The following is a 26,983-nucleotide window of genomic DNA, read 5'->3' on the forward strand; positions in this document are numbered from 1 at the left end:
CAGAATCGCATTTCCGAATCATGGAATAGTGTCAGCTGAACTCTCGATGGAGAAGGGACGGCCGGAAGCATAGACTCGCATCACTCGAGTCGGCATCCGGCAGCTGCTCCCCGCACCACCGCCGGATCTGAGGAGATCTTCCATGAATGACATCGCCGTCAACGTCAATGGCCGGCGCCGCCCGCTCGCCGGCGCCGCTGCTCACGCGACCGCCCTCGACTGGTTGCGCGATTCCGGGCTCTCCGGAAGCAAGGAGGGCTGCGCCGAGGGCGAATGCGGCGCCTGCGCGATGCTGCTGGCCACGCCGACCCCCGACGGAGGCACGGCATGGACGCCGGTGAACGCCTGCCTCGTTCCGGTCTATGCCCTGAACGGGCAGGAGATCGTCACGGCCGAAGGCCTGGGAACCACAGAGGCACTGCATCCTGTGCAGGAGAAGCTGGCCGAGGCCGGCGGATCGCAGTGCGGATACTGCACTCCGGGTTTCGCCTGCAGCATGGCGGGCGAGTTCTACCGCAGCGACCGCACACCCCCGGCGCTCGACGAGCACGACGAGGGATGCTCGGAGCACGACGCCGAGCACGGGCCCAACGGCTTCGACCTGCACGCGCTCAGCGGCAACCTCTGCCGCTGCACCGGTTATCGGCCGATCCGCGACGCCGCGTACACGCTGGGCTCGCCCGAGCAGGACGATCCCCTGCAGCAGCGCCTCGCGGAACCGGCGCCCCGCGCGGTGCCCACGGATGCCGAGATCGACGGCGCCCGGTTCGTCCGCCCCGCCTCGCTCGACGACGCGCTGCGGATGCTGCGCGACGAACCGGACGCCCTGCTGGTCGCCGGTTCCACCGACTGGGGAGTCGAGGTCAACATCCGCGGCCGTCGCGCACCGCTCGTCATCGCCATCGAGCAGCTCGACGAGCTGCGCACCCTGACCGTCACCGATGACGTCGCCTCCGGCGCCGAAGGCCATATCGAGATCGGCGCCGCGCTGGCGCTGTCCGAAATCGAGCAGCGCCTCAACGGCACCGTGCCGCTGCTCGCCCAGCTGTTCCCCCAGTTCGCCTCCCGGCTGATCCGCAACCGCGGGACGCTCGGCGGCAACCTGGGCACGGGCTCGCCGATCGGCGACACACCGCCGGCGCTCCTCGCCCTCGGGGCGCGCCTCGTCCTGGCATCCGCCCCAGGAGCAGGCGCATCCGGGATCGTCGAGCGCGAGGTCGACCTCGCCGAGTACTTCACCGGCTACCGCCAGACCGTGCGGCGTCCGGACGAGCTGATCCGCGCCATCCGCATCCCGCGACCGCTGGCACGGGTGACGTCCTTCCAGAAGATCGCCAAGCGTCGCTTCGACGACATCTCCAGCGTCGCCATCGCGTTCGCACTCGACATCCAGGACGGGGTCGTCACCGCCGCCAGGATCGGACTGGGCGGCGTCGCGGCCACGCCGCTCCGCGCCCGCGCGACCGAGGACGCCCTGATCGGCCGGCCGTGGAACATCGCCACCGTGCGCGCGGCATCCGAGGTCCTCGGCGGTGAAGGCACCCCGATGTCCGACCATCGCGCGAGCGCGGGATACCGCTCGCTCATGTTGAACACCGCGCTGCTGAAGCTGTACAGCACGACGGTCATCGATTCGAAGGAGGTGCCGGCATGAGCGCTCTCGCCGATCGCCCGGCCAACCCCGTCGTCGGAGTACGCGCGCCGCATGAGAGCGCCGCCCTCCACGTCACCGGGGCGGCCATGTACACGGATGACCTCGCCGCGCACACCGCCGGCGTGCTCACCGCCTGGCCGGTGCAGTCCACCAACGCGCACGCGAAGGTCACCGTCGACGTCTCCGGCGCCTACGAGGTCCCGGGCGTCGTGCGGGTGCTCACCGCCGACGACGTGCCGGGGGTCAACGACGCCGGCATCAAGCACGACGAGCCGCTCTTCCCCAGCGAGGCGATGTTCTACGGGCACGCCCTGGTCTGGGTGCTCGGCGAGACGCAGGAGGCCGCCCGCCTCGGTGCCGAGCGCGTCACTGTCGAGTACGAACCGCTGCCGTCGCTGATCACCGTGCGGGAGGCCATCGAGGCCGGCTCGTATCAGGGCATCGCCCGCACGGTGGAGCGAGGGGATGCGGCGAGCGCACTGGCAGCCGCAGCGCACGTCTTCGAAGGCGTCACCGAGTTCGGCGGCCAGGAGCACTTCTACCTCGAGACGAACGCCTCGCTGGCGCTTCGCGATTCCGAGGGCCAGTACTTCGTGCAGTGCTCGACGCAGCATCCGTCCGAGACGCAGGACATCGTCGCGCATGTGCTCGGGATCTCGGCCAGCGAGGTCACCGTGCAGTCGCTGCGCATGGGCGGCGCGTTCGGCGGCAAGGAGATGCAGCCGCACGGGTTCGCCGCGATCGCCGCGCTGGGAGCGAAGCTCACCGGCCGCCCGGTGCGGCTGCGCCTGAACCGCACGCAGGACATCACGATGACCGGCAAACGGCATCCCTTCCTCATCGAATGGAAGGTCGGCTTCGACACCGACGGCCGACTGCAGGGACTGGATGCCGTGCTCACGTGCGACGGCGGATGGAGCCTCGACCTGTCCGAGCCGGTGCTCGGGCGCGCGCTCTGCCACCTCGACAACGCCTACTGGATCCCGAACGTGCACGCCCACGGACGGATCGTGAAGACCAACAAGGCCTCGAACACCGCGTTCCGCGGATTCGGGGGTCCGCAGGGCGTGTTCCTCATCGAGGACATCCTGGGCCGGGTCGCTCCCGCCCTCGGCATCGATCCGCTCGAGCTGCGCCGGAAGAACTTCTACCGGCCGGGTCAGTCGACCCCGTACGGGCAGCTGGTGAAGGATGCCGACCGGATGACGACGATCTGGGATCAGCTGCACAGCGAGGCAGATGTCGAGGCGCGCCGCGCCGAGATCGCCGCGTTCAACGCCGCGAGCCCGCACGTGAAGCGGGCGCTCGCGATGACCCCGGTCAAGTTCGGCATCTCCTTCAACTTCGCCGCCTTCAACCAGGCCGGCGCCCTCGTGCACGTGTACAAGGACGGCTCCGTCCTCATCAACCACGGCGGCACCGAGATGGGACAGGGCCTGCACACGAAGATGATGCAGGTGGCGGCGACCGCTCTCGGGCTGGAGCTGCACCAGGTGCGCCTGGCTCCCACGCGCACCGACAAGGTGCCCAACACCTCGGCCACAGCCGCATCGTCGGGTGCCGACCTCAACGGCGGCGCGGTGAAGAACGCGTGCGAGCAGATCCGCGAGCGGATGGCGGGCGTCGCCGGCCGACTGCTCAACGTCGACGCGCGTGACGTGAAGTTCGAGGGCGGCTTCGTGACCGGCCTCGGCAACCGCGCTCAGCGCCTCACCTTCGGCGAGGTCGCCAACGCCGCATACCTGCAGCGGGTGCAGCTGTTCGCAGCCGGGTACTACCGCACCGAGGGCCTGCACTGGAATCCCGAGATCATGCAGGGCTCGCCGTTCAAGTACTTCGCCTACGGGGCCGCGGCGACCGAGGTCGAGGTCGACGGCTTCACCGGCGCGTACACGCTGCGCCGGGTCGACATCGTGCACGACGTCGGCGACTCGCTCTCTCCGATGCTCGACATCGGTCAGATCGAGGGCGCCTATGTGCAGGGCGCCGGCTGGCTGACCCTGGAGGAGCTGCGCTGGGACACCGGCGACGGCCCGCATCGCGGCCGCCTGCAGACCCAGTCCGCGTCGACGTACAAGCTGCCCAGCTTCTCGGAGATGCCCGAGCAGTTCCACGTGCGCCTGTTCGAGAACGCCCGCGAAGACGGTGCCGTGTACGGCTCGAAAGCCGTCGGCGAACCGCCGTTCATGCTCGCGTTCAGTGCCCGCGAGGCGCTGCGCGAAGCGGTCGCCGCATTCGGCCCGGCAGGACGCACGGTCGAGCTCGGTTCACCCGCCACTCCGGAGGCCGTGTTCTGGGCCGTCCGCTCGGCGCAGCAGGCGGCCGATCCTGCCGCCGACCCGCGCGCCGACCGCGCCGAGCCCGAGCCCGAACTCGCGGCCGCGCGCTGATCGGAGCCCGCGATGGACTGGCTCGACGCTCTGCAGGACCTGCGCTCACGGCGCACTCCCGCGGTCGTCGTGACCCTCGCCCTGGTGCGCGGCCATGCGCCGCGCAACGGCGGCGCGAAGATGGTGGTCTCCCCCGGCGAGGTCTTCGGAACCGTCGGCGGGGGCAACCTCGAGGCGACAGCGATCGACCGTGCACGCGAGATTCTGGCGGCGGGATCCGCCGAGCCGGAACTGCTGACGCTCACGCTCAGCGACAAGGCCGTCACGGAGTACGGCGTGCAGTGCTGCGGAGGAGAGGTCACGATGATGCTCGAGCCGATGCGCGTGACGCCGACGGTCGCGATCTTCGGGATCGGCCACGTCGGGCTGGAACTGGCCCGCATCCTCTCCCGGCACGAACTCGACCTGCACCTGATCGACTCCCGCCCCGAGATGCTCGCGCCCGACCGGGTCGGCGACGCATCCGGCATCTTCGCCGGCAGCGTCGCGCGCGTGCACATCACCCACTCGCCGGTACCGGAGGCCGCCCTGACCGCGCTCCCGCCGGGCGCACACGTGCTCGTGATGACGCACGACCACGTCGAAGACCTGGCGGTCGTCGACCAGTCGCTCCGCACCGACGGCATCGCGTCGATCGGGCTCATCGGGTCGACGTCGAAGTGGGCGCGCTTCCGCAAGAAGCTCCTCGAGCTCGGCCAGACCGAGAGCGACCTCGCGCGGGTGACCACACCCATCGGCATCCCCGAGGTGCCGGGCAAGCAGCCGGCGGCCATCGCCGTCAGCGTCGCCGCCCGGATGCTGCAGCTCATCGACGAGGCCGCACCCGTCGACGTCACCCGCGACTGATCCGTCCGGCATCCGCACCGGCCCACCCCGCATGCGCCCGCTCCCCGCAGCCTCCGCCCCTCCTCCGCCCTGCGCACGGTCGCTTTGTCGGTCCGGAGTGCGCTCTGTCGGCCGAAACGGCCGGATCCGACCGGCATCCGGGATTCTGAGCCGACGAACTGATCGTGTTCGGCACCGCCGGCTCTCGCCGCCGTCCCGGTACGCACACGAATGAGGCCGTCCCCGTGTGGGGACGGCCTCATCGGGCGGATGCCGCGGCTCAGCCGGCGAGCATCGTCTCGATCGGTCCGCGCACGAAGTACACCGCGAATCCGACGGCGACGATCCAGAGCAGCCAGTGCACCTTGCGGGCACGACCCGCGAGGGTGTTGACGACGGCCCAGGCGATGAACCCGGCGCCGATGCCGTTCGCGATCGAGTAGGTCAGCGGCATCGTCACGATCGTGAGGAATGCCGGCATCGCGACGGCGAACTTGTCGAACTTGATCTCGCGGATCTGCGACATCATCAGCGCACCCACGATGACGAGTGCCGCCGCCCCCACCTCGATCGGCACGATAGCCGTGAGCGGCGTGAAGAACATCGACAGCAGGAAGAGCCCGCCGGTGATCAGGGCAGCGAGGCCCGTTCGGGCCCCTTCGGCGATGCCGGCCGCGCTGTCGATGAAGACGGTGGCCGACGAGCTCGAGGTGCCGCCGCCCATCACCGCGCCCGCGCCCTCCACCACGAAGGCGCTGCGGAGCCGCGGGAAGGTGGAGTCCTTCCGGGCGATGCCCGCCTCCCTCGCGAGGCCCGTCATCGCACCCATCGCGTCGAAGAAGTTCGTGAACAGCAGCGTGAAGACGAGCATGACCGCCGAGAGCACGCCGATTCGGCCGAAGGATCCGAGCAGGTCGAACTGACCGATCAGCGAGAAGTCAGGGATGCTCAGCCACTGCGTCGGAATACCCGGTACCGACATGTGCCAGCCGCCCGGGTTCTCGCCGTTCTCACCGAACATCGGTCCGATCTTCATCGTCGCCTCGACGATGATCGACGTGACCGTGCCGGCGACGATGCCGATGAGGATCGCACCCGGCACCTTGCGGGCGATGAGGATGCCCATCAGCGCCAGAGTCCCGACGAAGATGAGGGTCGGGATCGATGTGAGCGATCCGTTGTCGCCCAGCTGCACCGGAGGACCGGCGGGGGTGCGGTTGACGAATCCGGCGTCGACGAAGCCGATGAAGGCGATGAACAGGCCTATACCGACGGTGATCGCCGCCTTCAGCGCCTGGGGGACGGCATGGAAGATCGCCGTCCGGATGCCGGTGGCGCCGAGCAGCACGATGAGCACGCCGTTGATCATCACGAGCCCCATCGCCTCGGGCCAGCTCACGTCGCCGACCACGGATACGGCGAGGAACGAGTTGATGCCCAGGCCTGCGGCGAGCGCGAACGGCACGCGGGCGAACAGGCCCATCAGCACGGTCATCACACCGGCGGTGAGACCTGTGACGGCGCCGACCTGCGCGAAGTCGAGTGCGGTTCCCGTGACGTCCTCGCCGCTGCTGAGGATGATCGGGTTGAGGATGACGATGTACGCCATCGCGAAGAACGTGACGAGGCCGCCGCGGACCTCCTGCGGGATGGTCGAGCCGCGTTTGGTGATCTCGAAGAATCGGTCGAGCGCGCTGACAGGCGGCTGTTCGTCCGGGGCGTCCGCGCCATTGCGGACATCAGCGGTCTGAGTCATGAAAGTACTCTCCTGCTCGGGTGGATGAAGCGGGGTCGGGATCAGTAGTCGATGCGAGTGGCCGTCCGGCTCCACTCGGTGAAGGCGGCGACCCGCTGTGTGGGCGGGAGGGGCTCCTGCACGACGGGCATGATCGCCCTGTCGTCCTCGCCGCCCTCGAAATAGCGGTAGAAGACGGCGTCGTCGAAGCCGGCATCCGCGGCGTCGTCGCGGTTGGCGGCGAAGTAGACCTTCTCTATCCGAGCCCACAGCGAGGTCGCGAGACACATCGGGCAGGGCTCGCAACTGGTGTACAGCACGGCGCCGCTGAGGTCGAAGGTGCCCAGGCCCTGGCAGGCGTTGCGGATGGCGGTGACCTCGGCGTGCGCCGACGGGTCGAGGTTCGCGGTGACGCGGTTGACGCCTTCGAACACGCGCCCGTCGGCCGAGACGACGATAGCGCCGAACGGGCCGCCCTGGTTCCGGACGTTCTCGGTGGCGAGGTCGACCGCTCGCGCCAGGTAGTCGGCCGGAGTGGGCCCGGTGGATGCCGCGTCCGCGGCGATCGACGTGGTGGTACCGGTGGAGTCCATGGTGGGAGAACTTCCTTGCGTTCGATGCGGATGCTCAAGGATTCACGCGTTCGGGCGTGATCCTCGTCGATCCGCTGACTGTGATTTCTTCGCCGGACCGTGGACCTCGAGGGAGCTCGGCGGGGCTCTCCGACAGTAACAGCGAAACCACTCCACGTCCAACTTTTTTGGAATTACTCTTCCGCGATGCGATATTATTGATTGCCATTCCGCAGATGCGGGGCTAAGGTTCATTTCATGACGCATTTTCGGATCAGTGAGGCCGCCTCCTTGCTCGGCGTGAGCGACGACACACTGCGTCGATGGGTCGCCGACGGCATCCTCACGCTGGATCATGACGCCTCCGGCCGCCAGGTGGTCGACGGATCGGAGCTGGCGGCGCGCGCCAAGGCGATGGCGTCCGAGGCCAGCGACGTCGGCGACGTGCGCCGCAGCGCACGCAATCGCTTCACCGGCCTCGTCACGCATGTCGAGATCGACGGACTCATGGCTCAGGTCGAGCTGCAGTGCGGTCCGCATCGGGTGATCACGCTGATGTCGTCGGAAGCGGCGCGGGAGATGAGACTCGAGGTCGGGTCGAAGGCCGTCGCCGTGGTCAAGGCGACCATGGTGATCCTCGAGACGGAACGGGATGCCGCGCAGTGATCGCTCCCCGCATCCGGCGGATGCTCGCCGCCGCTGCTCTGATCGGCACCCTCGGTGCCGTCGGATGCTCGGCGCTCCCCGTCGAGTCCGGCGGATCGGATGCCGTGGGCGACCCGCGCCTCGACGGTGAGCTCACGATCTTCGCGGCCGCCTCGCTCTCCGGCGCCTTCGATCGACTGGCGGCGGACTTCGAGGACCTGCATCCCGGGGTCGACGTGCGCCCGATCAACTACGACGGCTCCTCGGTGCTGGCCGTCCAGCTGCTCGAAGGCGCGTCCGCCGACGTCTTCGCCGCGGCCGACGAGAAGAACATGACCAAGGTGGTGGATGCGGGTCTCGCGGCCGCTCCGGAGACGTTCGCGACCAACACCCTGCAGATCGCGGTGGCACCGGGCAACCCCGAGGGCATCCGCTCGCTCGATGCGCTCGCAGCGGCCGGCCTCACCGTCGTGCTCTGCGCTCCCGAGGTGCCGTGCGGCACCGCGGCGCACGCCCTCCTCGACGCGGCCGATGTGACGTTCGCGCCCGCGAGCGAGGAGCAGAACGTCATCGCCGTGCTCAGCAAGGTGAAATCCGGCGAGGCCGACGCGGGTCTGGTCTATCGCACCGACGTCCTGGCGGCCGCCGGCGATGTCGCCGGCATCGACATCGCCGGAGCCGAGCGTGCGACCAACGTGTATCCGCTGGTGTCGCTCGAGGACGCCGCGAACCCGGACGCGGCGGACGCGTTCGTCGCGTTCGTGCTGTCCGACGCCGGCCGGCAGGTGCTCGCCGATTTCGGTTTCGGTGCGCCATGAGCATGCCGCCACCGCCGCAGGACGGCCGGATGCCCCGCCTGCCGGTGTGGATCGCGATCCCCGCCGGCGTCGCCACCCTGTTTCTCGTGCTTCCGTTCATCGCGTTGCTGCTGCGCCTCGATTGGGCAGGCGTCCCGGAGACGATCACCTCGCCCGAGGCGATGCAGGCGCTCGGGCTGTCGCTGTCGACCGCGACGATCGCGACGCTGATCTGCGCCGTCCTCGGCATCCCGCTGGCGCTGGTGATCGCGCGCAGCCCTGGCTGGCTGGCCTCGATCCTGCGCACCCTGGCGACGCTGCCGCTCGTGCTGCCGCCGCTCGTGGGCGGCATCGCCCTGCTCTCGCTGCTGGGCCGCGGAGGCATCCTCGGCGGTGCCCTGACGGCGGCCGGCGTGCAGATCCCGTTCACGACCGCCGCCGTGGTGATCGCGCAGGTGTTCGTCGCGCTGCCCTTCCTGGTCATCTCGGTCGAGGGCGCGCTGCGCACCGCCGGCACCGGCCATGAACTGGTCGCGGCGACGCTCGGCGCCGGCCGCTTCACCGTCTTCCGCCGGGTGACGCTGCCGCTCGTCGCGCCGGGGCTGGTGGCGGGTTCCGTGCTCTGCTTCGCCCGCGCCCTCGGCGAGTTCGGTGCGACGGCGCTGTTCGCCGGCAATGCACCCGGCGTCACCCGCACCATGCCCCTCGCGATCTACACGGCATTCAACGGCGCGGGTGTTCGGGAGGACACCGCGATCGCCCTGTCGCTCATGCTCATCATCGTGGCCGTCGGCGTGCTCGTGCTCATGCGCGGCTGGCGAGCGGATGCGATCCGATGACGCTCGACGTCGACATCCGCGCCCGTGTCGGTGCGTTCCTGCTGGAGGCGGCCATCACGGCACATGCCGGCGAAGTGCTCGCGGTCATCGGGCCGAACGGCTCGGGCAAGTCGACGCTCCTCGGTGCGATCGCCGGGCACCACAGCGCGGTCGACGGCTGGATCATTCTGGGCGGGCGGACGCTGGATCGTTCAGTGCCGCCGGAACGGCGCCGGATCGGCCTGCTCGGCCAGCGTCCGATGCTGTTCCCGCACCTCAGCGCTCTGGAGAACGTCGCGTTCGGGCCGCGCGCGCAGGGGATGCCGCGCGGCGAGGCACACGAGGTCGCGCACGCGCAGCTCGCCGAGGTGAGCCTCGACGAGCTGGCACAGCGACGGCCGGCGGAACTGTCCGGCGGCCAGCAGCAGCGCGTCGCCCTGGCCCGCGCGCTGGCGGCCTCTCCTGATGCACTGCTGCTGGATGAGCCGTTCGCCGCCCTCGACGCCCAGACGGCCGGTCAGGCCCGGCGTCTCGTCTCCGAACTGCGCGACCGCGTCGGCATCCCGATCGTGCTGGTCACCCACGACCCGCTGGATGCCGTCGTGCTGGCCGCCCGGACGGTGGTGCTGCATGACGGACGCGTGGCACAGCAGGGCACGACGGCCGACGTGCTCGGTCACCCGAACTCGTCGTTCGTGGCGGCCGTGGCCGGCGTGAACCTCCTGGCGGGCACGGCCGATGCCGACGGCATCCTGCGCAGCCACTCCGGACTGCGGTGGGCGGGGCACGGCGACCGGCTGAGCGCGGGAGACACCGGCACCGCGGTGTTCGCGCCCGGCTCGGTGCGGATTCGCCCTGCCTCGGCGGCCGCGGAGGTCGCCAATGCGTGGACCGGGACGGTGTCGCTGATGGAACCGATCCCCGGTGGCATCCGGCTCTTCACCGCGGAGCATCCGGAGATCGCCGTCGACTGCCCGTCATCGAGCGCGCTCGCTCGCGGCGCCCGACCAGGCGCACAGCTCGGCTTCTCGGTCGCTCACCAGGACGTCTCGATGCGCCGCTCGTCCGCAGCGGTGCTACCGTAGCCACTCGAAGGGCACAGGCGATGTCGACCACTCCAGCTCCCGCTGCGGATCCGCGGGCCACCGGGGCGTCGCGCCTGCCCTCGACGGGCAACCTGCTCGACCGGTACGACCGCCCGATGCGCGACCTGCGCATCTCGGTCACCGACCGCTGCAACTTCCGCTGCGTCTACTGCATGCCCAAGACGGTCTTCGGTCGGGACTACGCGTTCCTCGATCGCGACGAGTTGCTCAGCTTCGAGGAGATCGAGCGGATCGCGCGGGTCGCGGCCGCCCACGGTGTCCGCAAGCTGCGACTGACCGGCGGTGAACCGTTGCTGCGCCGGGGCATCGAAGACCTGATCGCCCGCCTGGCCGCTCTGCGCACGCCCGAAGGTGAGCGGCTCGAGATCGCCCTGACCACGAACGGCTCGGCGCTCACCCTCAAGGCGCAGGCGCTGAAGGATGCCGGGCTCGACCGCCTGACAGTCTCGATCGACTCGCTCGACGACGACCTGTTCCGGCGGATGAACGACGTGAACTTCCCGGTCGCCCGCGTGCTCGACGGCATCGATGCCGCGCACGCCGTGGGCCTCGGCCCGATCAAGCTGAACATGGTCGTCAAACGCGGGCTGAACGACGGCGAGATCGAGGCGATGGCGGCCCGGTTCAAAGGAACCCCGTACGTGCTCCGGTTCATCGAATACATGGATGTGGGCACGTCCAACGGCTGGTCGCTCGACGAAGTGGTGCCCTCGGCGGAGATCGTCGAGCGCATCGGCACGCTCTTCCCGCTCGAGGCCGTGGGCGCCCTCTCGACCGGTGAGACCGCGAAGCGGTGGCGGTACGCCGACGGCTCGGGTGAGATCGGCGTGATCTCGTCGGTGACGAACACGTTCTGCGGCACCTGCAACCGGGCACGGATCTCGACCGAGGGCAAGCTGTTCACCTGTCTGTTCGCCACCGAGGGTCACGACCTGCGCGCGCTGCTGCGCGGTGGCGCCGACGACGAGCAGCTCGCGGTCGCGATGGCGTCGATCTGGGGCGCCCGTGACGATCGCTACTCCGAGGTGCGCGCGAGCCTCACCCCGGAACTGCGTGAGGCGCGCCAGCGCATCGAGATGAGCTACATCGGCGGTTGACGCGGGCTCGGTGCTGGTCGCCGCTCCTGCTAGCGTCGGCGATGCGCTCCCGAAAGCGCGGATGCGGGAAACGATGAACGCGCTGCAGTGGCTGATCGACGGCTTCAACTCGTACTGGACGCTGCCCGGAGGGCAGGTGCTCCTCGTGCGCGAGGTCGTGGGCAACGCCTTCGGGCTCGCGAGCGCGCTCGGCGGCATGCGCCGCAAGATCTGGGCCTGGCCGGTCGGGATCATCGGCAACGTGCTGCTGCTCACCGTCTTCCTCGGCTCGATCCTCAGCCCCGACCACTCGCTCCCGCATCTGCTCGGACAGGCCGCGCGCCAGGTGATGTTCATCGCGGTCGCGATCTACGGCTGGGTCCGATGGCGGCAGGCGTCGTCCGGCGGCGGTCGGGTGACGCCGCGATGGGCGCCGACCGGTGCGCGCATCGGGCTCGTCCTCGTGATGATCATCGGCACCGTCGCACTGACCCCGCTGTTCCGCGCCCTCGGGTCCTGGGAGCCGGTATGGGCGGATGCCTGGACCTTCGTCGGGTCATTGCTGGCCACCTACGGCATGGCCAAGGGCTGGACCGAGTTCTGGCTGATCTGGATCGCGGTGGATGTGGTGGGGGTGCCGCTGCTCTTCGGCTCGGGGTACTACGCCACCGGATTCATGTACGTCTTCTACGGCGTCTTCACCGCGATCGGATTCGTGGTCTGGTGGCGAGCGCACGCGGCATCCGCCCCGCCGGTGGAGATCATCCCGCCCGATCCGAGCCCGCGGCACGCCGAGGGGGAGCCGCGCTGAAACCCGGCCGCCCGACCAGGCGGTGACGTCGGCGGCATCCGGCACGATAGAGGCATGACCGACGGCTACGACACGCAGTTCCTCGCCACTCCGCTGCCGATGCCGATCCCGGCACGCGCGACCCGCACGCTCCCCTATCCGCGGTTCTCCGTGCTGCTCGACCCCGAGCGGCGACTCGCCGCCGCCACCGCGGTGAACATCGACGGCGCGCGGCTGCGCGAACTCCCGCGCACCGGCGAGTGGCGCCTCGACCCGCGGGCCGACGCCGACGAGCAGACCGGCCCAGACGTCTACGCCCGCAACGACCTCGACCGCGGCCACCTGGTGCGGCGGCGCGATCCTGGTTGGGGTGACACCGAGGATGCACGCGAGGCCACCGAGGCGACGTTCTTCTACCCGAACGCCGCCCCGCAAGCCTCCGGCTTCAACCAGTCGAAGGAGTTGTGGCTCGGTCTCGAGGACCACGTGCTCGAGTACGCCGAGACGACCGACCAGCGCGTGTCGGTCTTCACCGCCCCGGTTCTCGATGACGAGGATCCGCCGTATCGGGGCATCCGCATCCCGCTCCGCTTCTGGAAGGTCGCGGCCTGGCAGGGCCCGGACGGTCTCGCGGCGGCCGGCTTCCTGCTGGACCAGTCCGAACTCATCGACACCCCCGAGGGCCTGCTGGCCGCGCCGCCGCTCGGAGCCTTCCGCACGTTCCAGGTGCCGGTGGCCGACATCGCCGGCATCACCGGTATCGATCTGGGCCCGTTGGCGGATGCCGATGGGCTGCCCGCACGGACCGCCCGTCCGGGCACGTGGCTGACTCTCGACGAGCCTCACGACATCGTGCTCTGAGGATCCCTATCCCCAGGCGGAGATCGCTCCGAGCATGAAGACGAGGGCGCACAGGACTCCTGCGATCGAGAGCATCACGATGCGCAGGCCGAGTCGGCGACGCCCGCGCAGCCACGGGAGAGCCGGGATGCGCAGCACGAGACCGGCGACTCCCCCGGCGGCGAGGACCACGGACGCCACCCACAGCAGCACCGGGACTCCGGCCCACCCCGTCGCGAAGTGCAGCACGGTGAACAGGGCGAGCAGCCCCGTCGACTCCGCGCTGGCGCCGAGTCGATCCGCGATGCCGAATCGCTTGGGCGCCCACGCTCTGAGCGCGTAGAGCGCCGAGAAGACGACGAGGGCGACAGCGAGCAGGAGGGAAGGCGAGAGGTTCATTGGGTGACGCCCTTCGTGACGAGATCGACGACGACATCGGGAAGCTGGGCCGCCGTGTTGGACAGCACCACCGCACCTCTGCCGCGCTCGCGATCGAGCACGAGGAACGAGCTGAATCCTCCGGTCTGCCCGTTGTGGAGGGTCAACGGCGGACCGTCCTCCTGTTCGATGATCAACCAGGCATAGCCCTCCGCCCCGCTTTCCCCATCGAGGTGGTGATCCATCGCGGACCCGCCGGGGGCGCTGCCGTCGAGGAGCGCCCGCAGGTACTTGGCCATGTCGCCGATCGTCGAGCGGATGCCGCCGGCCGGCGCAAAGGCGCCGATCGACCAGGGCTCCTGCGGAATCCCCGTGACCGAATATCCGGCCGTGAGGTCCGGCTGCTCGGATCCGTCGAGGACGATCCTGCTGTGCGTCATCTGGAGCGGATCGAAGATCCTCTCCTGCACGAGCTCCGGGTAGCCGAGATCCGCACGGTGAGCCAGGGCCTGGCCCAGCAGCGACATCCCGAGGTTCGAGTAGAGGAAGTGTCCCGGGGCGACGAGCTGCTGACGTCCGGCCTGTTCGAGCAGGTCGTCCACCGTTCCTCGATAGGGATCACGGTTGGTGACCGTGTCCAGAAGCACGCGTGGCGTCGAGGCCTCATCGAGGCCGGGCAGCCCGGAGTGATGATTCGACAGGCTCTCCAGCGTGACCCCACCGGCCGGAGTGCCCTCGAGCACCGGGAAGACCGCCGCGAGGGTCTCGGTCGGCGTGACCTCACCGCGTTCGATCGCGATCGCGAACAGGTTGCCGGTGAAGGTCTTGGTGACCGAGCCGATCTCGTACTCGGTGTCGTCATCGGCCCCGAATCCGGCGGTCAACGTCCTGTCCCCGGTTTCGAGGTCGACGAAGCCGACGCTCACGCGATCGAGCGCACCCCCGGTCCGGACCGCGTGCTCCACCGCCCGGGCGAGAGCGGGATCACCGCTCGTGTGCGGCTGGAGTCGGGGAGAAGGCGGCGTGGAGATGAGGCCCGCGGCGAGCACGAGGGCCGCCGCGAGGACGGCGGATCCGATGGCGAGGGGTGAAGATCTGGTCATGCTTCCATGCCATCAGTGGGGCGCGGTCCGCGTAAGTGTCGCGGTGTCACCTGTAGTCGTGACAAATGGCACGGGTACGTGGCGGCTAGCATTCAAGGATGACGAAGCCCGGCCCGATCAACGATGTCGCCATCGGCGGCGACGTCATCCGCCTCGGTCAGTTCCTCAAGTTCTCCGGCCTGCTCGACTCCGGCGGAAACGCGAAAGAGGTCATCATCGACGGGTACGTCACGGTGAACGGCGAGGTGGATCGCCGGCGCGGGCGCCAGCTGCACGACGGCGACCTCGTGACGTTCGAGGGACGCACGGTCCGCGTTCGTCCCTGACCGCGCGGAGCACGCTCGGCGGAGTACGGTGGCCGTGTGGATGCATCCGACCCGCTGCCCGATCACCCGGCCCCCGACAACCCGCAGGGCAAACTCGTGCTGCTCCGGCACGGAGAGACGGAGTGGTCGAGGACCGGCAAGCACACCGGCCGCACCGACATCCCGCTCACCGCGCGCGGTGAGGAACTCGCTCGCGCGGCGGGTGAACTCGTGCGCGACTACGACTTCCGGCTCATCCTCAGCTCGCCGCTGGAGCGTGCGCGGAGGACGGCGGAGCTGGCTGGGCTGGATGCCGAGGTCGACCCGCTGCTCATCGAATGGGACTACGGCGGCTACGAAGGTCGCACGACCTCGGAGATCCGCGCCGAGCTCGGCTACGACTGGACCGCCTTCGCGCACGGCGTGATCAGAGGCGACACGCCTGGCGAGACCGTCGAAGAGGTCGCCGCGCGCGCGTCCCGTGTGCTCACCCGCGTGCTCCCCGCGATGGCCGAGGGCGACGTCGCCCTGATCGCGCACGGGCACTACCTGCGCATCCTCGCGGCGGTGTTCCTGCGCGCTGCCCCGAGATTCGCCGCGCAGATCACGCTTGACGCCGGGTCGGTCTCGGTGCTGGGCTTCGACCGCGAGCAGCCGGCGATCCTGGCGTGGAACCACGGCCCGCGACTGCCGTTGAAGCCGTCCGCGTCCTGAGACCGGACGTCGGCGTCGCGGCCGTCAGTCGCGAAGCACCGCGAACAGCGAGTGGATGTTCCCCTCCGGATCCGCGAAGAACGCGGAGTAGTGACCCCAGTCCGTGCGCACGGGCTCGGCGATCACGAGGCCGCCGAGGCTCCTGATGTGCGCGAGCCGGCCATCCACCGCTGCGGCATCATCGCACTCGAAGTTCAGCTCGAACGCCTGACCCGATCTCGGCCTGCGGTAGTCGGGGTGATCATGCGTGTTCGCCCCCATGCCCTGGCGCGAGAAAACCGCGAACCGCACCCCGTCGCCTTCGAAGGCCGCGTAGTGCTCCTCGACGACGGCCGGCCGCAGTTCGAGCGCGTCACGGAAGAACGCCGTCAGCGCCGCCACATCGCCGGCCAGCACGGTGATTCCCTCGAGTCGCACAGTCACGCCATCACGCTAGACCACGCCTCCGACATCGATCCTCGTCGTGTTTCAGTGCCGCACTCGCGCCAGGAACTCCGCGGTGGCCGGATGCTGCGGCGCGTCGAAGATCTGCGACGGCGGCCCCTGCTCGATCAGCACGCCCTCCTTGAGGAAGACCACCCGGTCTGCGACTTCGCGGGCGAACGACATCTCGTGCGTCGCCATCACGATGGTGGTACCTCGCCGCTTCAGCTCACGCACGAGATCGAGGACCTCGCCGACCAACTGCGGGTCCAGCGCGCTCGTGATCTCGTCGAGCAGCAGCACGGCCGGCTCGGTGAGGACAGCGCGGACGATCGCGACACGCTGCTGCTGGCCACCGGAGAGCCGATCGGGGTACTCGTCGGCCTTGGCGCCGAGCCCGAGCGTCTCGAGCAGCTCGCGACCGCGTGCGTGCGCCTCGGTCTTCGGCATCCCATGCACCTTGCGCGCCGCCAGCGTCACGTTGTCGAGCACGGTGAGGTGCGGGAAGAGGTTGAAGTGCTGGAAGACCACGCCGATGCGGGCGCGCACGGCGTCGGCATCCACCCGGGGATCGGTGATGTCCTCGCCGGTCAGGAAGATCTGGCCGTCGTCGACCCGTTCGATCAGGTTCATCGTCTTCAGCAGCGTGGACTTGCCCGATCCGGATGCTCCGATGAGCACGACGACCTCGTGGGTGCCGACTCCCAGGTCGACACCGCGAAGCACGTCGTGGTCGCCGAAGCGCTTGCGCACTCCGCGGGCCTCGATCACGGGAACGCTCATACGACTCCTCCGGCCTGCTCGCGCCTGTTCAGCCGGGCCGTGAGGCCGTCGGTGAGCCGGATCATCGGCCAGCTGAGGATGATGAAGAAGAGACCGGCGACGACGTAGGGGGTGTAGTTGTAGGTGTCGGCCACCTGCAGCTGAGCTGCGCGCACGGCGTCGATCACACCGAGCACCGAGATCAGGCCGACGTCCTTCTGCATCGAGACGAAGTCGTTCATCAGCGCCGGGACGACCTTTCGGACCCCCTGCGGGATGACGACGATCCGCAGCGTCTGCGCATGGCTGAGCCCGAGCGAGCGCGCGGCGACGCGCTGCGAGGGGTGCACCGCCTCCATACCGGCGCGCAGCACCTCGGAGACGTATGCGGAGTAGGTGACGATGATCGCGATCGTTCCCCAGAACGCCGGGGGCATCCGCGGGAAGATCATCAGCGCCGGGATTCCGTAGCCGATCAGGTACAGCACGATGAGCAGCGGGACCCCGCGGAAGAAGTCCGTGTACGCCGCCGCGACGGCTCGCAGCGGGAAGAACACCGGCCCGCGGAGGGACCGCATCGTCGCGAGCAGCGTCCCGAGGATCGCGACGCCGACCGCGGCGATCGCGAGCACGAGCAGGTTGGTGAGCAGTCCCTGCAGGATCGGCCCGATGCTCTTCACCCCGATGTCGAGGTCGAAGAACGTCTGTCGGACGACCGCCCAGCCCGGGGTGTTGACGATGACGAGAGCGAGCACGCCGAGCAGCACGATGCTGCTGACGAATGCGATCAGAACCGAGCGGGTGGTCGCCCGGCGCCGCAGAGCGCGACGTGACAGCTCGAGTTCGCTCGGCTCCCACGCCATCTCGGCGGAGAGCTGGGTCACTTCAGGACGGGGACGTCGACCGCGTCGCTGAGCCACTCCTGCTGCAGCTCGTCGAGGGTGCCCGCGTCGCGGAGAGCGTCGACGGCATCGGTGACGGCGCCGGTGAGCGCAGACCCCTTGGGCAGCACGACCGCGAACTGGTCTCCTCCGTCAGTGCTGGCGAACTGACCGGTGACCGCGGCGTTGTCGACCAGGGCTCCGGTGACATAGAAGGCGCCGGGCAGGTCGGTGATCATCGCGTCGATCTGACCTCCCTTGAGGGCGAGCACGACGTCGTCGACGGTGTTGAAGACACTCAGGTTCGCCTCGCCGAGCTGCTCCTTGGCGACGTTGTAGCTCGTCGTGCCGGCCGCGACGCCGACGGTGGCCTTCTTGAGGTCGTCGATGGTCGTCGCCGCTGCCGCGGGCGAGTCGTTCAGAGCGACGACCGCCTGCGACGTCGTGTAGTACGACGAAGAGAAGTCCACGGCCTTCTTGCGCTCGTCTGTGACCGAGAACTGCTGGATGTTGATGTCCCAGTCCTTAGGTCCAGGTGCGATGGCCGCGTCGAAGCCGGTGCGGACCCAGACGATGTCGGCGGCGTCGAAGCCGAGCTGCTCGGCGACGGCGTTCGCCACCGCTCCCTCGAAGCCCTTGCCGTTGGACGGCTCGTCGTCGACGAACCAGGGCTCGTAGTTGGGCTCGCCGGTCGCGATCGTGAGCTTGCCCGCGGTGACGGTCTGCAGGGAGCCATCATCGGAACCGGCGGAGGGGGTCGCCGCGCCGGCGCAGGCGGTGAGGGACACGGCGGCGAGAACGGCGACGGCAGCAGCCGCGGCGCGGCGAAGGGTGGGCGCGAAGGGCACGGCTACTCCTGGATAGAGTTCGGGTTTTGTATCAGAGTAGGCGACTCGGCGAGCCGCCAATCGGCGAAATCGAAACCTGGCGACACGAAGCACGAGACGAGCACCTCGGCGGCGTCGAGAGGGCGGGCGGCCTGCCAGACTCCGCCCGGCACGAGCACCTGTGCGGCGTCCGTGGGTCCGAGCACGACGATGGTCGGCTCAGCGGGCTCGGCACCGTCGCCGCCGAGGCTCAGCTCGAGCCGCCCAGGGCCATGCCAGAGCCACAGCTCGTCGCTGCTGACGACGTGCCACTCGCTGCGTTCCTCGGCCTGCAGGAGGTAGTGGATGCAGGTGGCGGCAGGCCGCAGGCCGTTCGGCGTCTCGACGGCGTTCGGGCTCGTCCAGGTGCGCCGGAACCAGCCGCCCTCGGGGTGCGCCGCGAGATCGAGGCGTTCGGCGGTCTCGGGTCGGTCTGTCATGAGATCTCTCCCTCTGCGGCCGGGAAGGCCGCGGCGGCGTGGCGGAGTTCGCCGGTGACGACCGTGGCGGTGGCCCGGCCTGCGCCGGCCTCGACCAGCTCCGCGATCGCATCGGCCCCTGCCGGGAGGTCGAAGAACGTCAGGTCGGCGAGCGCCCCGACCGCGAGATAGCCGGTCCGTTCGGGACCGACGTCGATCCCCATGGAGTGGGCGCCGCCGATCGTCGCGGCCCCGAGGAGCCGGGCGTGCAGATCTCGGTCGGTGTAACCCTGCGATCTGGCGATCCGCGCGAGCTCGGCGACGTCGGCCATCACGTCGAGTGAGGGACTCGACGACAGCGAGTCGGTGCCGACCGCGATGGGGCTGCCCTCGCGGAGGTAGGCGGCGATCGGCGGTTCCTCCAGTCCGATGACGGCGTTCGACCTCGGGCACAGCGCGACGGTCGTGCGGCGTTCGCGCAGGATCGCACGGTCTCGTGCGCTCATGTACACGCCGTGGGCGATGTGGCAGTCGGGGCCGAGCACGCCCAGCTGGTCCACGAACTCGGTGGCGCTGGTGCCGAACCCCGCATCCCGGAGCTCCTGGAAGCTGGCGAGTCCGGCGGTGTGCCAGGCCTGGGGAAGCTCGTGCGCGAACTCGCTCTCGAAGGCCGCCTCGCCGAGGTGGATGTGGATGCGTCCGCCGCGCTCTCGCACGATGTCGGGGATCTCCAGCAGAGGCTCGATGTCGAGCGAGTACGGGGCGTGCGGCGACAGCCCGGTACCGGGCGGCGTGCTGAGCGCGTCCAGAGCGTGCTCGACCTGGGCGCGACCGGTCCGCGCCCAGTCGGCGTTGGTCCAGCTCATCACTTCCCAGTAGGTGATCCCGTGCAGTCGTGCGTCGTGGAGAGCGGTGGCCGCCGCATCGTCGGTGACGACGTCCGCGATGGCGGTGGTGCCGGAGCGCAGCGCCATCTCGGCGCCGGCAGCGGCATCCATCCCCCAGTCCCTGCCCGCCTCGTAGACAGGATCGAACGCGCGCACCCAGTCGTCGAAACCGTCGTAGCGGCCGCGTCCCACGTCGGCCATGCCGGTGTACTGCAGGTGGGTGTGCGCGTTGACGAGTCCCGGCGTGAGGATGCCCGGCCAGTGCACCTCGCGCGCGGCGATGCCGCGCTCGGCGAGGGATCTCAGCACCCAGGCGCGTTCGCCGACGTGCATGATGCGGCCATCGCGCACCGCGACGGCGCCGTCCGAGATCGGCGGCGCCGTGATCGGCACGACGAGGCCGGCCGAGTACACGGTGACCCCGTTCATGCCGACGCTTCCCGGTATCGCGGCGAGCGCCATTCGCCCTGTGCCTCGATCTGCGCGCTGCCGCGCTCGTCGATCCGATCGCCGCGCGCCTCGAGGGCGGCCAGCGCGATCGCGGCATCCGCCTCGGCCGGGAACGCGTGGAGTCCCGGCGGGAGGTCGCGGGTGAGCAGGTGCTCGACGGCGCCGAGCTGCACGGCGAACGACAGATCCATGATCTCGATCGGGTTGCCCTCCGCCGCAGCGAGGTTCACGCAGCCGCCGCGGGCGATCAGCAACGCCCCGTCGCCGACTCTGTCGAGATGCTCGTGCTCCGGTCGCAACGCTGCGAGATCCACGTCGACCTCGCCAGGGACGCCGCCGGCGACGGCGACGATATGCGCGGCCGCGAGGATGCCGGTGCCGATGGTGTGCGGTGCACCGGTCGCGGAGATCACCAGGGCTCCCGGTGCGAGCTCTTCGAGTGCTCCGATCTCGAACCCGTCGTGCGCCGCCCGCAGCGCGCGAACCGGGTCGGTCTCGGCGACGCCGACGCTGACGCCGAACGCGCGGAGATGGGCGGCGACGCCCTCGCCGACCGGTCCGTACCCGATCACGACGACCGGCCGGTCGCGCATCCCGATCCCGGCCGCATCCAGTACGTCGGCGATCGCGAACACGCACGACTGCCCGGTGCCGTAGCGGTTGTCGAAGGAGGTCTTCATCGCCGCATCGTTGACGGCGATGACCGGGATGCCGAGCAGCCCCTCGCTCTGCATGAGACGCAGCGGGGTGAGGCCGCTGGTCGTCTCCTCGGCTGCGCCGCGGAGCGAGGCGGCGAGCCCCTCCTCGTGCGCGAGCCTGATCAGGTGGGAGCCATCGTCGAGGAGCAGATCGAATCCACGGCGCAGGAACGCGATCGCGGCTCTGCGCTCCGCGTCTCCGGCGAGCGCGGGGTCGCCGTCGACCGGGATGCCGCGCGTGCGCAGCACATCGGCGACATCGACGTCGATCTCGTCGGGGTGCGCGTAGACCGCGACATCGGCACCGGCGTCGCGGAGCAGGAGTGCGAGCTGTGCGGTCTTGGGCTCCAGCACCATGGCGATTCCGATGCGGATGCCGCGCACCGCACCGGCATCGCCCAGACGGCGGGCGATGGCCGACGACACGGGCATGTGCGCGCCGGCGATGTCCACCCGCTCTTCGGCCGTCGATCGGGCAGGAAGCAGACCGCCGTCCATCAGGATCTGCGGCTCCTGACCGGGCGCGAAGACGACTCCGCCGCCCGCGAGATGACCACCGAGAGCCGGGATCAGCCGGCGCAGCTCTTCCGCGACGGCATCCGTCCCGATGACGGAGAAATCGCGACCGGCGACGAGCAGGTTCGTCTCACGGGCGAAACGGCGGACGAGACGCTCGGCGGTCGTGGTCGGGTCGGTCACTCGTAAAGCGTAGACGCAGCAGACAGGCACGCCGCGCGCAGCATCCTGCGCTGTCAGTCGCCGTCGGAACGGAACAGGTTTCGCAGCACGAAGAACACCACGACGGCCACCACGGCGACGATCGCCAGCTTCGCGATGAACCAGAGCAGTGAGAACAGCGCTCCGACGATCCACCAGGCGATCACCACGGCGACGATGACGCCGACGACGGTCCAGAGGCTGTTCTTTGTCATGGCTCCAGCCTAGGAGGGAGGGCCGTCCAGCACGGTCGGGATGTACTCGAGCAATTGGATGCTCATGTCGAAGGTGCGAGCTTCGACGAGATCCAGCCGCACATCGGGGTAGCCGTCGAAGATCCGGTCGTGCCCGGTGACCCCCGTGATGACGGGGAAGATCCCGACACGGTACCGGTCGACGAGACCCGCCCTGAGCAGTGATCGGCACAGCGCGATGCTGCCGATGGTGCGCAACGGCCGATCGGAATCCTCTTTGAGCCGCCGGACGTACGCGACGGCATCTTCCCGCACCAGCGTCGAGTTCTCCCACGTGAGCGGCTCCGGCAGGGACGAGGAGAAGACGTATTTGGGGATGCCGTTGAGCACCTCGGTGCCCGGTTCTCCGCCGGCCGTGAGCGTCGACATCACCCGATAGGTCTTCGCGCCCATGAGCAGAGGATCGTCCTTGTCGTCAGCGTTCTCGAGCCAATCGAGGTACGCGGGGCTCTCCATTCCCCACCAGCCCGGCCATCCCTCGGCGGCGCCGTAGCCGTCGAGGGAGCAGATGAAGTCGATCGTCAGGGTCTGCATCGTCGTCTCCTTCACGCCCCGCGTCGCCGCGCGTCATCGGTGAGGCGAGGCCGAACGGATGCTTTCGGGCAGGAGTCTAGGCCGGTCGGCGGCGCCGCGGAACCCTACCCGATCACTGACGTGCGCGGCCCTGCGCTGCGGGCACGCACCTCGACGCGCCCTGGGTCCTGGAATAGTTGTCAGCGCGCCGAGACCCCTGCACCACCCGAGAGGACGCCATGATTTCCATTCACCTCCGATACGAGATCGACCCGGACAAGCTGGACGAGTTCCGTGAGTACGGACGGCTCTGGATCGCTCTCGTGGAGCGCTTCGGCGGACGCCACCACGGTTACTTCCTTCCCAGCGAAGGCGACAGCGACGAGGCGTTCGCTCTTTTCACGTTCGATTCCCTCGCGTCGTACGAGCGCTATCGTCAGGACTCTGCGAACGACCCGGATTGCGTGGAGGCGTATCTCTACGCCCAGCGCACCAGGTGCATCCGGCGATACGAACGCCGATTCCTGACCCCGCTCTTCGCTGAAACCGACCGGTAGCCGAGGCCCCCGGAGACCGACAGGCGACCTCGCCGATCAGCGCATCACGAAGAGGATGCAGACGTGGAGACCGCGAAACCGATCTCGAACCGGTCGAAGTCGGCCGCCCAGCCGCGACTGTCCAGATCGTCGGCGCGGACCCCGAAGAAGAGCCCGGTGAATCGGAGGCGATCACCATGGTCGTCGGACAGAGTCCACGCCGGCCAGACGCCCGGCACCGCAGACCACTCCGACTCGGCGCCGGCCACCGCGAATCGCAGCTCCGGACCGCTGAGCTCGGCGCGAAGCCGGAGCGGGCCGGCCGGCACCGCGACCGGCTCGGAACGCGTCGTGCGCGTGCCGTCGCGCTGAACCACCCTGAGGTGGCGACCGTGCTCGGCGTCGAACGTCAGCTGGAGCCAGATCCACCCGCTGCGGTCGTACCAGGCGATGAGACCCGCCGCCTCGCGCGGCGATGTCGGTGCGGCGTCGAGCACGATCTCGACCGTGCTCACGTGCTCTTCGACCCGGGTGACGAGCATCGACTGATCGAAGACCGACGAGGGTGAATGGCCGCCTCGGAGCCGGAGCCAGCCGGGCCGGGCGCGGAGGTCGGCGACGTCGCCGGGCACTGCCGCGCGAAGGGTCGACCACCGTCGGCGATCGAGTTCCGGCTGGTCGAACTCATCGGCGAATCCCCGGTGCACCGGCGATCCGGCGGCGCGTGAGGCATCGGGGCCGACGTCCTCGATCGCCACGACCGTCTGCGGATGATGTCCGCCGTCGCGCAGCCGCAACCATCCGTCCTCATCGAAGCGAACCGCCTGCAGGCACGTCTCACGACCGAGCGTCGAGTACCGCTCCCCGAGGTGCATGGTGGGCCGGCTGGCGAGATGGGCGAGCAGCCAGCCGCCGGCCGGGGTCTGCACGAGTTCCCCGTGGCCCGCCTTCTGGAGCGGTTCGCCCGGCGCATCCCGCGTCGTGAGCACCGCAGGGCGCGGATCGCGCTCGTAGGGACCGAACAGCGAGCGAGAGCGCGCCGAGGTGATGCCGTGGTTCCAGCCGGTACCGCCGGCCGCGATGAGCAGGCGGTACCAGCCGTCGATGACGTAGAGATTGGGCCCTTCGACGAGCGAATCCTCCGAGTAGATCAGTCTCGCCTCGCCCGCGCACCGTCGCTCTTCCGGCAGGTACTGCTCGATCACCAGCCCGCTGAACGACGGATACTCCGGCCGCTGATCCCATTGCACCCCGACGATCCAGTGCGAGCCGTCGGGGTCGTGGAAGAACGAGAAGTCGAACCCGCGGGAGCCGAGATGCACCGGGGCGCTCCACGGGCCGCCGATGTCGGTCGCCGTGACGAGATAGTTGTCGATGTCCTTGTCGTCGCCGTCCATGGTCCGCACGACCGAGTACGCGAGCCAGAACATGCCGTCGGCGTGCGAGAGGCTCGGGGCCCAGACTCCGCCCGAGTCCGGGATGCCCTTCAGATCGAATCCGTCGTCGAGCGCGTGGCCGATCGTCTCCCAGTGCACCAGGTCGGTCGAGTGGTGCAGACGGACGGCGGGGTGGTACTCGAACGTGCTGGTCGCGAGGTAGTAGTCATCGCCCACGCGGAGGAACGACGGGTCGGGGTTGAACCCCCGCAGGACCGGGTTCTGGATGCTCACCACGCACGGCGTCCGGTCGGGTGAGAGGCTCATCCGAAGGCGTCCTCGGGGTTCCACGCATCGTGCCACTCGAGTGTCGCCGCGCCGTCCGCGAGCGAGATCGGCAGCCATACGGCCGGCGAGGTGTCGAGCGCGTCCTTCTGCCACCGGTCGCCGATGTACAGGTGACCGGTTCCGACGGGCACGACGACGCTCACCTGGGAGTCGAACGTCGCAGAGCCTTCGGGGGCGAAGGGGCGCCATGGGCTCCAGGGGCCCTCGAGCGACGGTGCGGTGCTGTACATGTTGTCGTTCGTGCTCCACCCGGTCAGGTCGGAGCCGAAGAGGTAGTACAGGCCCTCGTGTCGCACGAGCGTGGGCGATTCATAGCCGATCTCCGATCGCGCCTGCTGCCGGAGCGTTGCGACGAGGCTCTCGACGCCGAAGTAGTCGGGGCGGAGACGATAGATGTGCAGTCCGTTGTCGCGGTCCTCGGAGAGGAGGTAGCCGACGCCGTCCTCCTGGTACACCCCGATGTCGCGGCTGATGTTGCCCATCGGCCGCTCGCTGTGCAGGTACCGATAGGGTCCTGCCGGTGTGTCGGAGATCGCGTATCCGACGCGGGCGTAGGAGTAGTCCGCCGTCTCGACGTGGAGCAGCATCACCCAGGCGCCGTCCGGACGACGAAGCGCCTTGGGGCGTTCGATCACGCGATCGGCCGCGAGATCTCCGTCGCCAATGCTGAGGGAGTCGCCCTCGAAACGCCAGGAGACGAGATCAGGCGACGAGTAGCAGGCGACGGCCGTGAACGTGCCTCCGGCGGCCTTGTCCTCTCCCCAGGCGTACCAGGTCTCCCCGACGCGCTGGATGCCGATGCCGTGCAGCTGGGCGACCCGGCCGCGGTCGTCCCGGAAGACGGTTCCGGGACGGATGACCGCTCCCTCGGTGACGACCTCGATTGCGCTGTCCATCTGCTCTCCTATGAGTTCTGTGTCGCTGACGATGTCTCAGATCGTACCCGCACTTGGATATCGTTTGCCAGGGATTCCGAGAATGTGACCGTCCGCCGACGGTCAGTGGTCAGCGGCTGATCGGCGTGCCGTGCACGATGGGCGTCGCCCGTAAGGCGATGTGAGCATCCGCCTCGGTCTCGTCGTTGTCCAGAGCCAGCGACAGTGCGGCCTCTCCGAACGCTTCGAGCGGAACCTCGACGGTGCTGAACCGCGGAAGCACGTCTCCCAGCATCGGGACGTGGTCGAACCCGGTGACCTCCACGTCTCGCGGAGTCTCGACGCCGAGTTCGCGCAGACGTGCGATCGCACCGACCGCCATCGCGTCGCTCATCGCGGCGATCACGTCGAGGTCCGCGATGCGGTCCTTGAGCTGGTCGATCGCCGCGTACCCGCCGTCTCGCGAGAAGGCGCGGTGGACGATGTCCTCCGGCCGGACCGCGATGTCGTTGGCGGCGAGCCCGTCGAGAAAGCCCAGGACGCGGTCTCTCGAGGTGATCTCGATCTCCGGTGCGGACAGAACAGCGAACCGCTTCTTGCCGGCTCTGGCCAGGGCGTCGGCCAGCAGTCGCGCCGCCTCGTGATTGTCGACGGTGACGGACGGGAAGCCGAGCGAGCTGTCGCCGACGATCACGATCCGCGTTCCGTGTTCTGCAAGGGTCTTCAGCTGCGCACCCAGTGCCCGCTCGCGGTGCTCATCCGTCGTGCGGCCGGTCGCGATCACGACGGCGCGATGCCGCTCACCGCGAAGTGTCGTGAGCAACTCCAACTCGCGAAGCGGATCGTCCAGGGTCGTCCGGACGGCGACGGAGACTCCGCGCTTCTCGGCCGCGTGCATGACCCCGGAGATCATCGTCGCTGAGCCGAAGTCCTCGATGTCGCTCACCACGAGCGCGACGGTGCGCGAGCGCCCGCCCTTGGTCGCCTGGGCAGCCGGGTTCACGGAGTAGCCGAGCGCGCGCGCGGCATCCAGAACGCGCCGTCTCAGCACCGGGGATCCGCTCTGCTCACCGCGCACGCCGGGATTGAGCGCACGAGAAGCCGTGGGGACCGACACGCCGGCGAGGCGGGCGACATCCGTCAGCGTCGGCGGCTTCTCCGCAGGCAAACCGGGCTCCTCTCCGTGCATCTGGTGTGCAAACGTTATCCTAATCCGAAACGTCGCCTGAC

Annotated in this window: 29 protein-coding genes; 13 read left to right on the plus strand and 16 right to left on the minus strand. The window is 69.3% G+C overall.

What is annotated here, in order from left to right; translation table 11 throughout:
• The first annotated feature begins 142 nt into the window (after positions 1 to 142).
• The 3 genes from CUR96_RS11985 to xdhC are packed head-to-tail and all read left to right on the plus strand — an operon-like array spanning position 143 to position 4,890.
• Positions 143 to 1,654 carry a xanthine dehydrogenase small subunit gene (locus CUR96_RS11985; RefSeq protein ID WP_102193542.1) on the plus strand — a complete coding sequence of 504 codons (1,512 nt, stop codon included), beginning with the start codon at positions 143 to 145 and terminating at the stop codon, positions 1,652 to 1,654.
• Entirely contained in the window at positions 1,651 to 4,044 is a 2,394-nt protein-coding gene (gene xdhB / locus CUR96_RS11990) for a xanthine dehydrogenase molybdopterin binding subunit (protein ID WP_102193543.1), read from the plus strand. The genes CUR96_RS11985 and xdhB overlap by 4 nt, the downstream gene beginning before the upstream one ends.
• A gap of 12 nt (positions 4,045 to 4,056) precedes the next feature.
• Complete coding sequence (xdhC, locus tag CUR96_RS11995; protein WP_102193544.1) at positions 4,057 to 4,890, plus strand: xanthine dehydrogenase accessory protein XdhC; 834 nt, start codon at positions 4,057 to 4,059, stop codon at positions 4,888 to 4,890.
• A gap of 259 nt (positions 4,891 to 5,149) precedes the next feature.
• Here xdhC and CUR96_RS12000 read toward each other — a convergent pair whose 3' ends face one another.
• Together CUR96_RS12000 and CUR96_RS12005 are read right to left on the minus strand one after the other, a co-directional pair.
• Positions 5,150 to 6,625 (minus strand): NCS2 family permease, encoded by a 1,476-nt coding sequence (locus CUR96_RS12000; protein WP_102193545.1) that lies wholly within the window; start codon positions 6,623 to 6,625, stop codon positions 5,150 to 5,152.
• A gap of 41 nt (positions 6,626 to 6,666) precedes the next feature.
• On the minus strand, positions 6,667 to 7,197 hold the full coding sequence (locus tag CUR96_RS12005) for a nucleoside deaminase (RefSeq protein WP_102193546.1): 531 nt from the start codon (positions 7,195 to 7,197) through the stop codon (positions 6,667 to 6,669).
• A gap of 237 nt (positions 7,198 to 7,434) precedes the next feature.
• On the opposite strand from CUR96_RS12005, the gene CUR96_RS12010 reads away from it, so the two are divergent.
• The 7 genes from CUR96_RS12010 (at position 7,435) to CUR96_RS12040 (ending at position 13,269) form a co-directional block, all read left to right on the plus strand.
• Positions 7,435 to 7,842 (plus strand): TOBE domain-containing protein, encoded by a 408-nt coding sequence (locus CUR96_RS12010; protein ID WP_102193547.1) that lies wholly within the window; start codon positions 7,435 to 7,437, stop codon positions 7,840 to 7,842.
• Positions 7,839 to 8,639, plus strand: a complete 801-nt coding sequence (gene modA / locus CUR96_RS12015; RefSeq protein WP_245861230.1) for a molybdate ABC transporter substrate-binding protein — start codon at positions 7,839 to 7,841, stop codon at positions 8,637 to 8,639. Before CUR96_RS12010 ends, modA begins: the two co-directional genes overlap by 4 nt.
• A complete protein-coding gene (locus CUR96_RS12020) occupies positions 8,636 to 9,457 on the plus strand; it encodes an ABC transporter permease (RefSeq protein WP_102193548.1) in 822 nt (273 codons plus the stop codon). Before modA ends, CUR96_RS12020 begins: the two co-directional genes overlap by 4 nt.
• Entirely contained in the window at positions 9,454 to 10,521 is a 1,068-nt protein-coding gene (locus CUR96_RS12025) for an ABC transporter ATP-binding protein (protein WP_102193549.1), read from the plus strand. The genes CUR96_RS12020 and CUR96_RS12025 overlap by 4 nt, the downstream gene beginning before the upstream one ends.
• 20 nt (positions 10,522 to 10,541) lie before the next feature.
• Positions 10,542 to 11,639 (plus strand): GTP 3',8-cyclase MoaA, encoded by a 1,098-nt coding sequence (gene moaA / locus CUR96_RS12030; protein WP_102193550.1) that lies wholly within the window; start codon positions 10,542 to 10,544, stop codon positions 11,637 to 11,639.
• A 73-nt stretch (positions 11,640 to 11,712) separates the two neighbouring features.
• The gene (gene pnuC, locus CUR96_RS12035) at positions 11,713 to 12,429 is read left to right on the plus strand and encodes a nicotinamide riboside transporter PnuC (RefSeq protein WP_180969016.1); all 717 of its coding nucleotides are present in this window, start codon (positions 11,713 to 11,715) and stop codon (positions 12,427 to 12,429) included.
• Positions 12,430 to 12,483: 54 nt separating this feature from the next.
• Positions 12,484 to 13,269, plus strand: a complete 786-nt coding sequence (locus CUR96_RS12040) for a DNA/RNA non-specific endonuclease (protein ID WP_102193551.1) — start codon at positions 12,484 to 12,486, stop codon at positions 13,267 to 13,269.
• A 6-nt stretch (positions 13,270 to 13,275) separates the two neighbouring features.
• Here CUR96_RS12040 and CUR96_RS12045 read toward each other — a convergent pair whose 3' ends face one another.
• Entirely contained in the window at positions 13,276 to 13,647 is a 372-nt protein-coding gene (locus tag CUR96_RS12045; protein WP_102193552.1) for a hypothetical protein, read from the minus strand.
• On the minus strand, positions 13,644 to 14,729 hold the full coding sequence (locus CUR96_RS12050) for a serine hydrolase domain-containing protein (protein ID WP_102193553.1): 1,086 nt from the start codon (positions 14,727 to 14,729) through the stop codon (positions 13,644 to 13,646). Before CUR96_RS12050 ends, CUR96_RS12045 begins: the two co-directional genes overlap by 4 nt.
• Positions 14,730 to 14,827: 98 nt before the next feature.
• On the opposite strand from CUR96_RS12050, the gene CUR96_RS12055 reads away from it, so the two are divergent.
• The gene (locus CUR96_RS12055; protein ID WP_102193554.1) at positions 14,828 to 15,055 is read left to right on the plus strand and encodes an RNA-binding S4 domain-containing protein; all 228 of its coding nucleotides are present in this window, start codon (positions 14,828 to 14,830) and stop codon (positions 15,053 to 15,055) included.
• 36 nt (positions 15,056 to 15,091) lie between these two features.
• Entirely contained in the window at positions 15,092 to 15,748 is a 657-nt protein-coding gene (locus tag CUR96_RS12060; protein WP_245861232.1) for a histidine phosphatase family protein, read from the plus strand.
• 24 nt (positions 15,749 to 15,772) lie between these two features.
• On the opposite strand, the gene CUR96_RS12065 is transcribed toward CUR96_RS12060, so the two are convergent.
• Genes CUR96_RS12065 through CUR96_RS12105 form a run of 9 tightly spaced genes read right to left on the minus strand, consistent with a single transcriptional unit; the run spans position 15,773 to position 22,639 of the window.
• Complete coding sequence (locus tag CUR96_RS12065; protein ID WP_102193555.1) at positions 15,773 to 16,171, minus strand: VOC family protein; 399 nt, start codon at positions 16,169 to 16,171, stop codon at positions 15,773 to 15,775.
• A 45-nt stretch (positions 16,172 to 16,216) separates the two neighbouring features.
• Positions 16,217 to 16,954: an amino acid ABC transporter ATP-binding protein gene (locus CUR96_RS12070; protein ID WP_102193556.1), complete on the minus strand. Its 738-nt coding sequence runs from the start codon at positions 16,952 to 16,954 to the stop codon at positions 16,217 to 16,219.
• Positions 16,951 to 17,796: an amino acid ABC transporter permease gene (locus tag CUR96_RS12075; protein WP_102193984.1), complete on the minus strand. Its 846-nt coding sequence runs from the start codon at positions 17,794 to 17,796 to the stop codon at positions 16,951 to 16,953. Before CUR96_RS12075 ends, CUR96_RS12070 begins: the two co-directional genes overlap by 4 nt.
• A gap of 17 nt (positions 17,797 to 17,813) precedes the next feature.
• Positions 17,814 to 18,662, minus strand: a complete 849-nt coding sequence (locus CUR96_RS12080) for an ABC transporter substrate-binding protein (protein WP_102193557.1) — start codon at positions 18,660 to 18,662, stop codon at positions 17,814 to 17,816.
• Positions 18,663 to 18,664: 2 nt separating this feature from the next.
• Positions 18,665 to 19,120: a cupin domain-containing protein gene (locus CUR96_RS12085; protein ID WP_102193558.1), complete on the minus strand. Its 456-nt coding sequence runs from the start codon at positions 19,118 to 19,120 to the stop codon at positions 18,665 to 18,667.
• The gene (locus CUR96_RS12090; RefSeq protein ID WP_102193985.1) at positions 19,117 to 20,415 is read right to left on the minus strand and encodes an amidohydrolase family protein; all 1,299 of its coding nucleotides are present in this window, start codon (positions 20,413 to 20,415) and stop codon (positions 19,117 to 19,119) included. Before CUR96_RS12090 ends, CUR96_RS12085 begins: the two co-directional genes overlap by 4 nt.
• A complete protein-coding gene (locus CUR96_RS12095; RefSeq protein WP_102193559.1) occupies positions 20,412 to 21,833 on the minus strand; it encodes an adenosylhomocysteinase in 1,422 nt (473 codons plus the stop codon). The genes CUR96_RS12090 and CUR96_RS12095 overlap by 4 nt, the downstream gene beginning before the upstream one ends.
• 53 nt (positions 21,834 to 21,886) lie before the next feature.
• On the minus strand, positions 21,887 to 22,066 hold the full coding sequence (locus CUR96_RS12100) for a hypothetical protein (protein WP_102193560.1): 180 nt from the start codon (positions 22,064 to 22,066) through the stop codon (positions 21,887 to 21,889).
• Between the two features lie 9 nt (positions 22,067 to 22,075).
• A complete protein-coding gene (locus CUR96_RS12105) occupies positions 22,076 to 22,639 on the minus strand; it encodes a dihydrofolate reductase family protein (RefSeq protein WP_102193561.1) in 564 nt (187 codons plus the stop codon).
• A gap of 218 nt (positions 22,640 to 22,857) precedes the next feature.
• On the opposite strand from CUR96_RS12105, the gene CUR96_RS12110 reads away from it, so the two are divergent.
• Complete coding sequence (locus tag CUR96_RS12110; protein ID WP_102193562.1) at positions 22,858 to 23,175, plus strand: NIPSNAP family protein; 318 nt, start codon at positions 22,858 to 22,860, stop codon at positions 23,173 to 23,175.
• 44 nt (positions 23,176 to 23,219) lie between these two features.
• Here CUR96_RS12110 and CUR96_RS12115 read toward each other — a convergent pair whose 3' ends face one another.
• From CUR96_RS12115 to CUR96_RS12125, 3 genes are all read right to left on the minus strand, one after another.
• Entirely contained in the window at positions 23,220 to 24,857 is a 1,638-nt protein-coding gene (locus CUR96_RS12115) for a glycoside hydrolase family 43 protein (protein WP_102193563.1), read from the minus strand.
• Positions 24,854 to 25,774, minus strand: coding sequence for a family 43 glycosylhydrolase (locus CUR96_RS12120; protein ID WP_102193564.1), 921 nt, complete (start codon positions 25,772 to 25,774; stop codon positions 24,854 to 24,856). The genes CUR96_RS12115 and CUR96_RS12120 overlap by 4 nt, the downstream gene beginning before the upstream one ends.
• Positions 25,775 to 25,883: 109 nt before the next feature.
• Positions 25,884 to 26,921: a LacI family DNA-binding transcriptional regulator gene (locus CUR96_RS12125; RefSeq protein WP_245861233.1), complete on the minus strand. Its 1,038-nt coding sequence runs from the start codon at positions 26,919 to 26,921 to the stop codon at positions 25,884 to 25,886.
• Positions 26,922 to 26,983: the final 62 nt, after the last annotated feature.

This window comes from Microbacterium aurantiacum (genome assembly GCF_002872075.1).
Lineage (GTDB): Bacteria > Actinomycetota > Actinomycetes > Actinomycetales > Microbacteriaceae > Microbacterium > Microbacterium aurantiacum_A.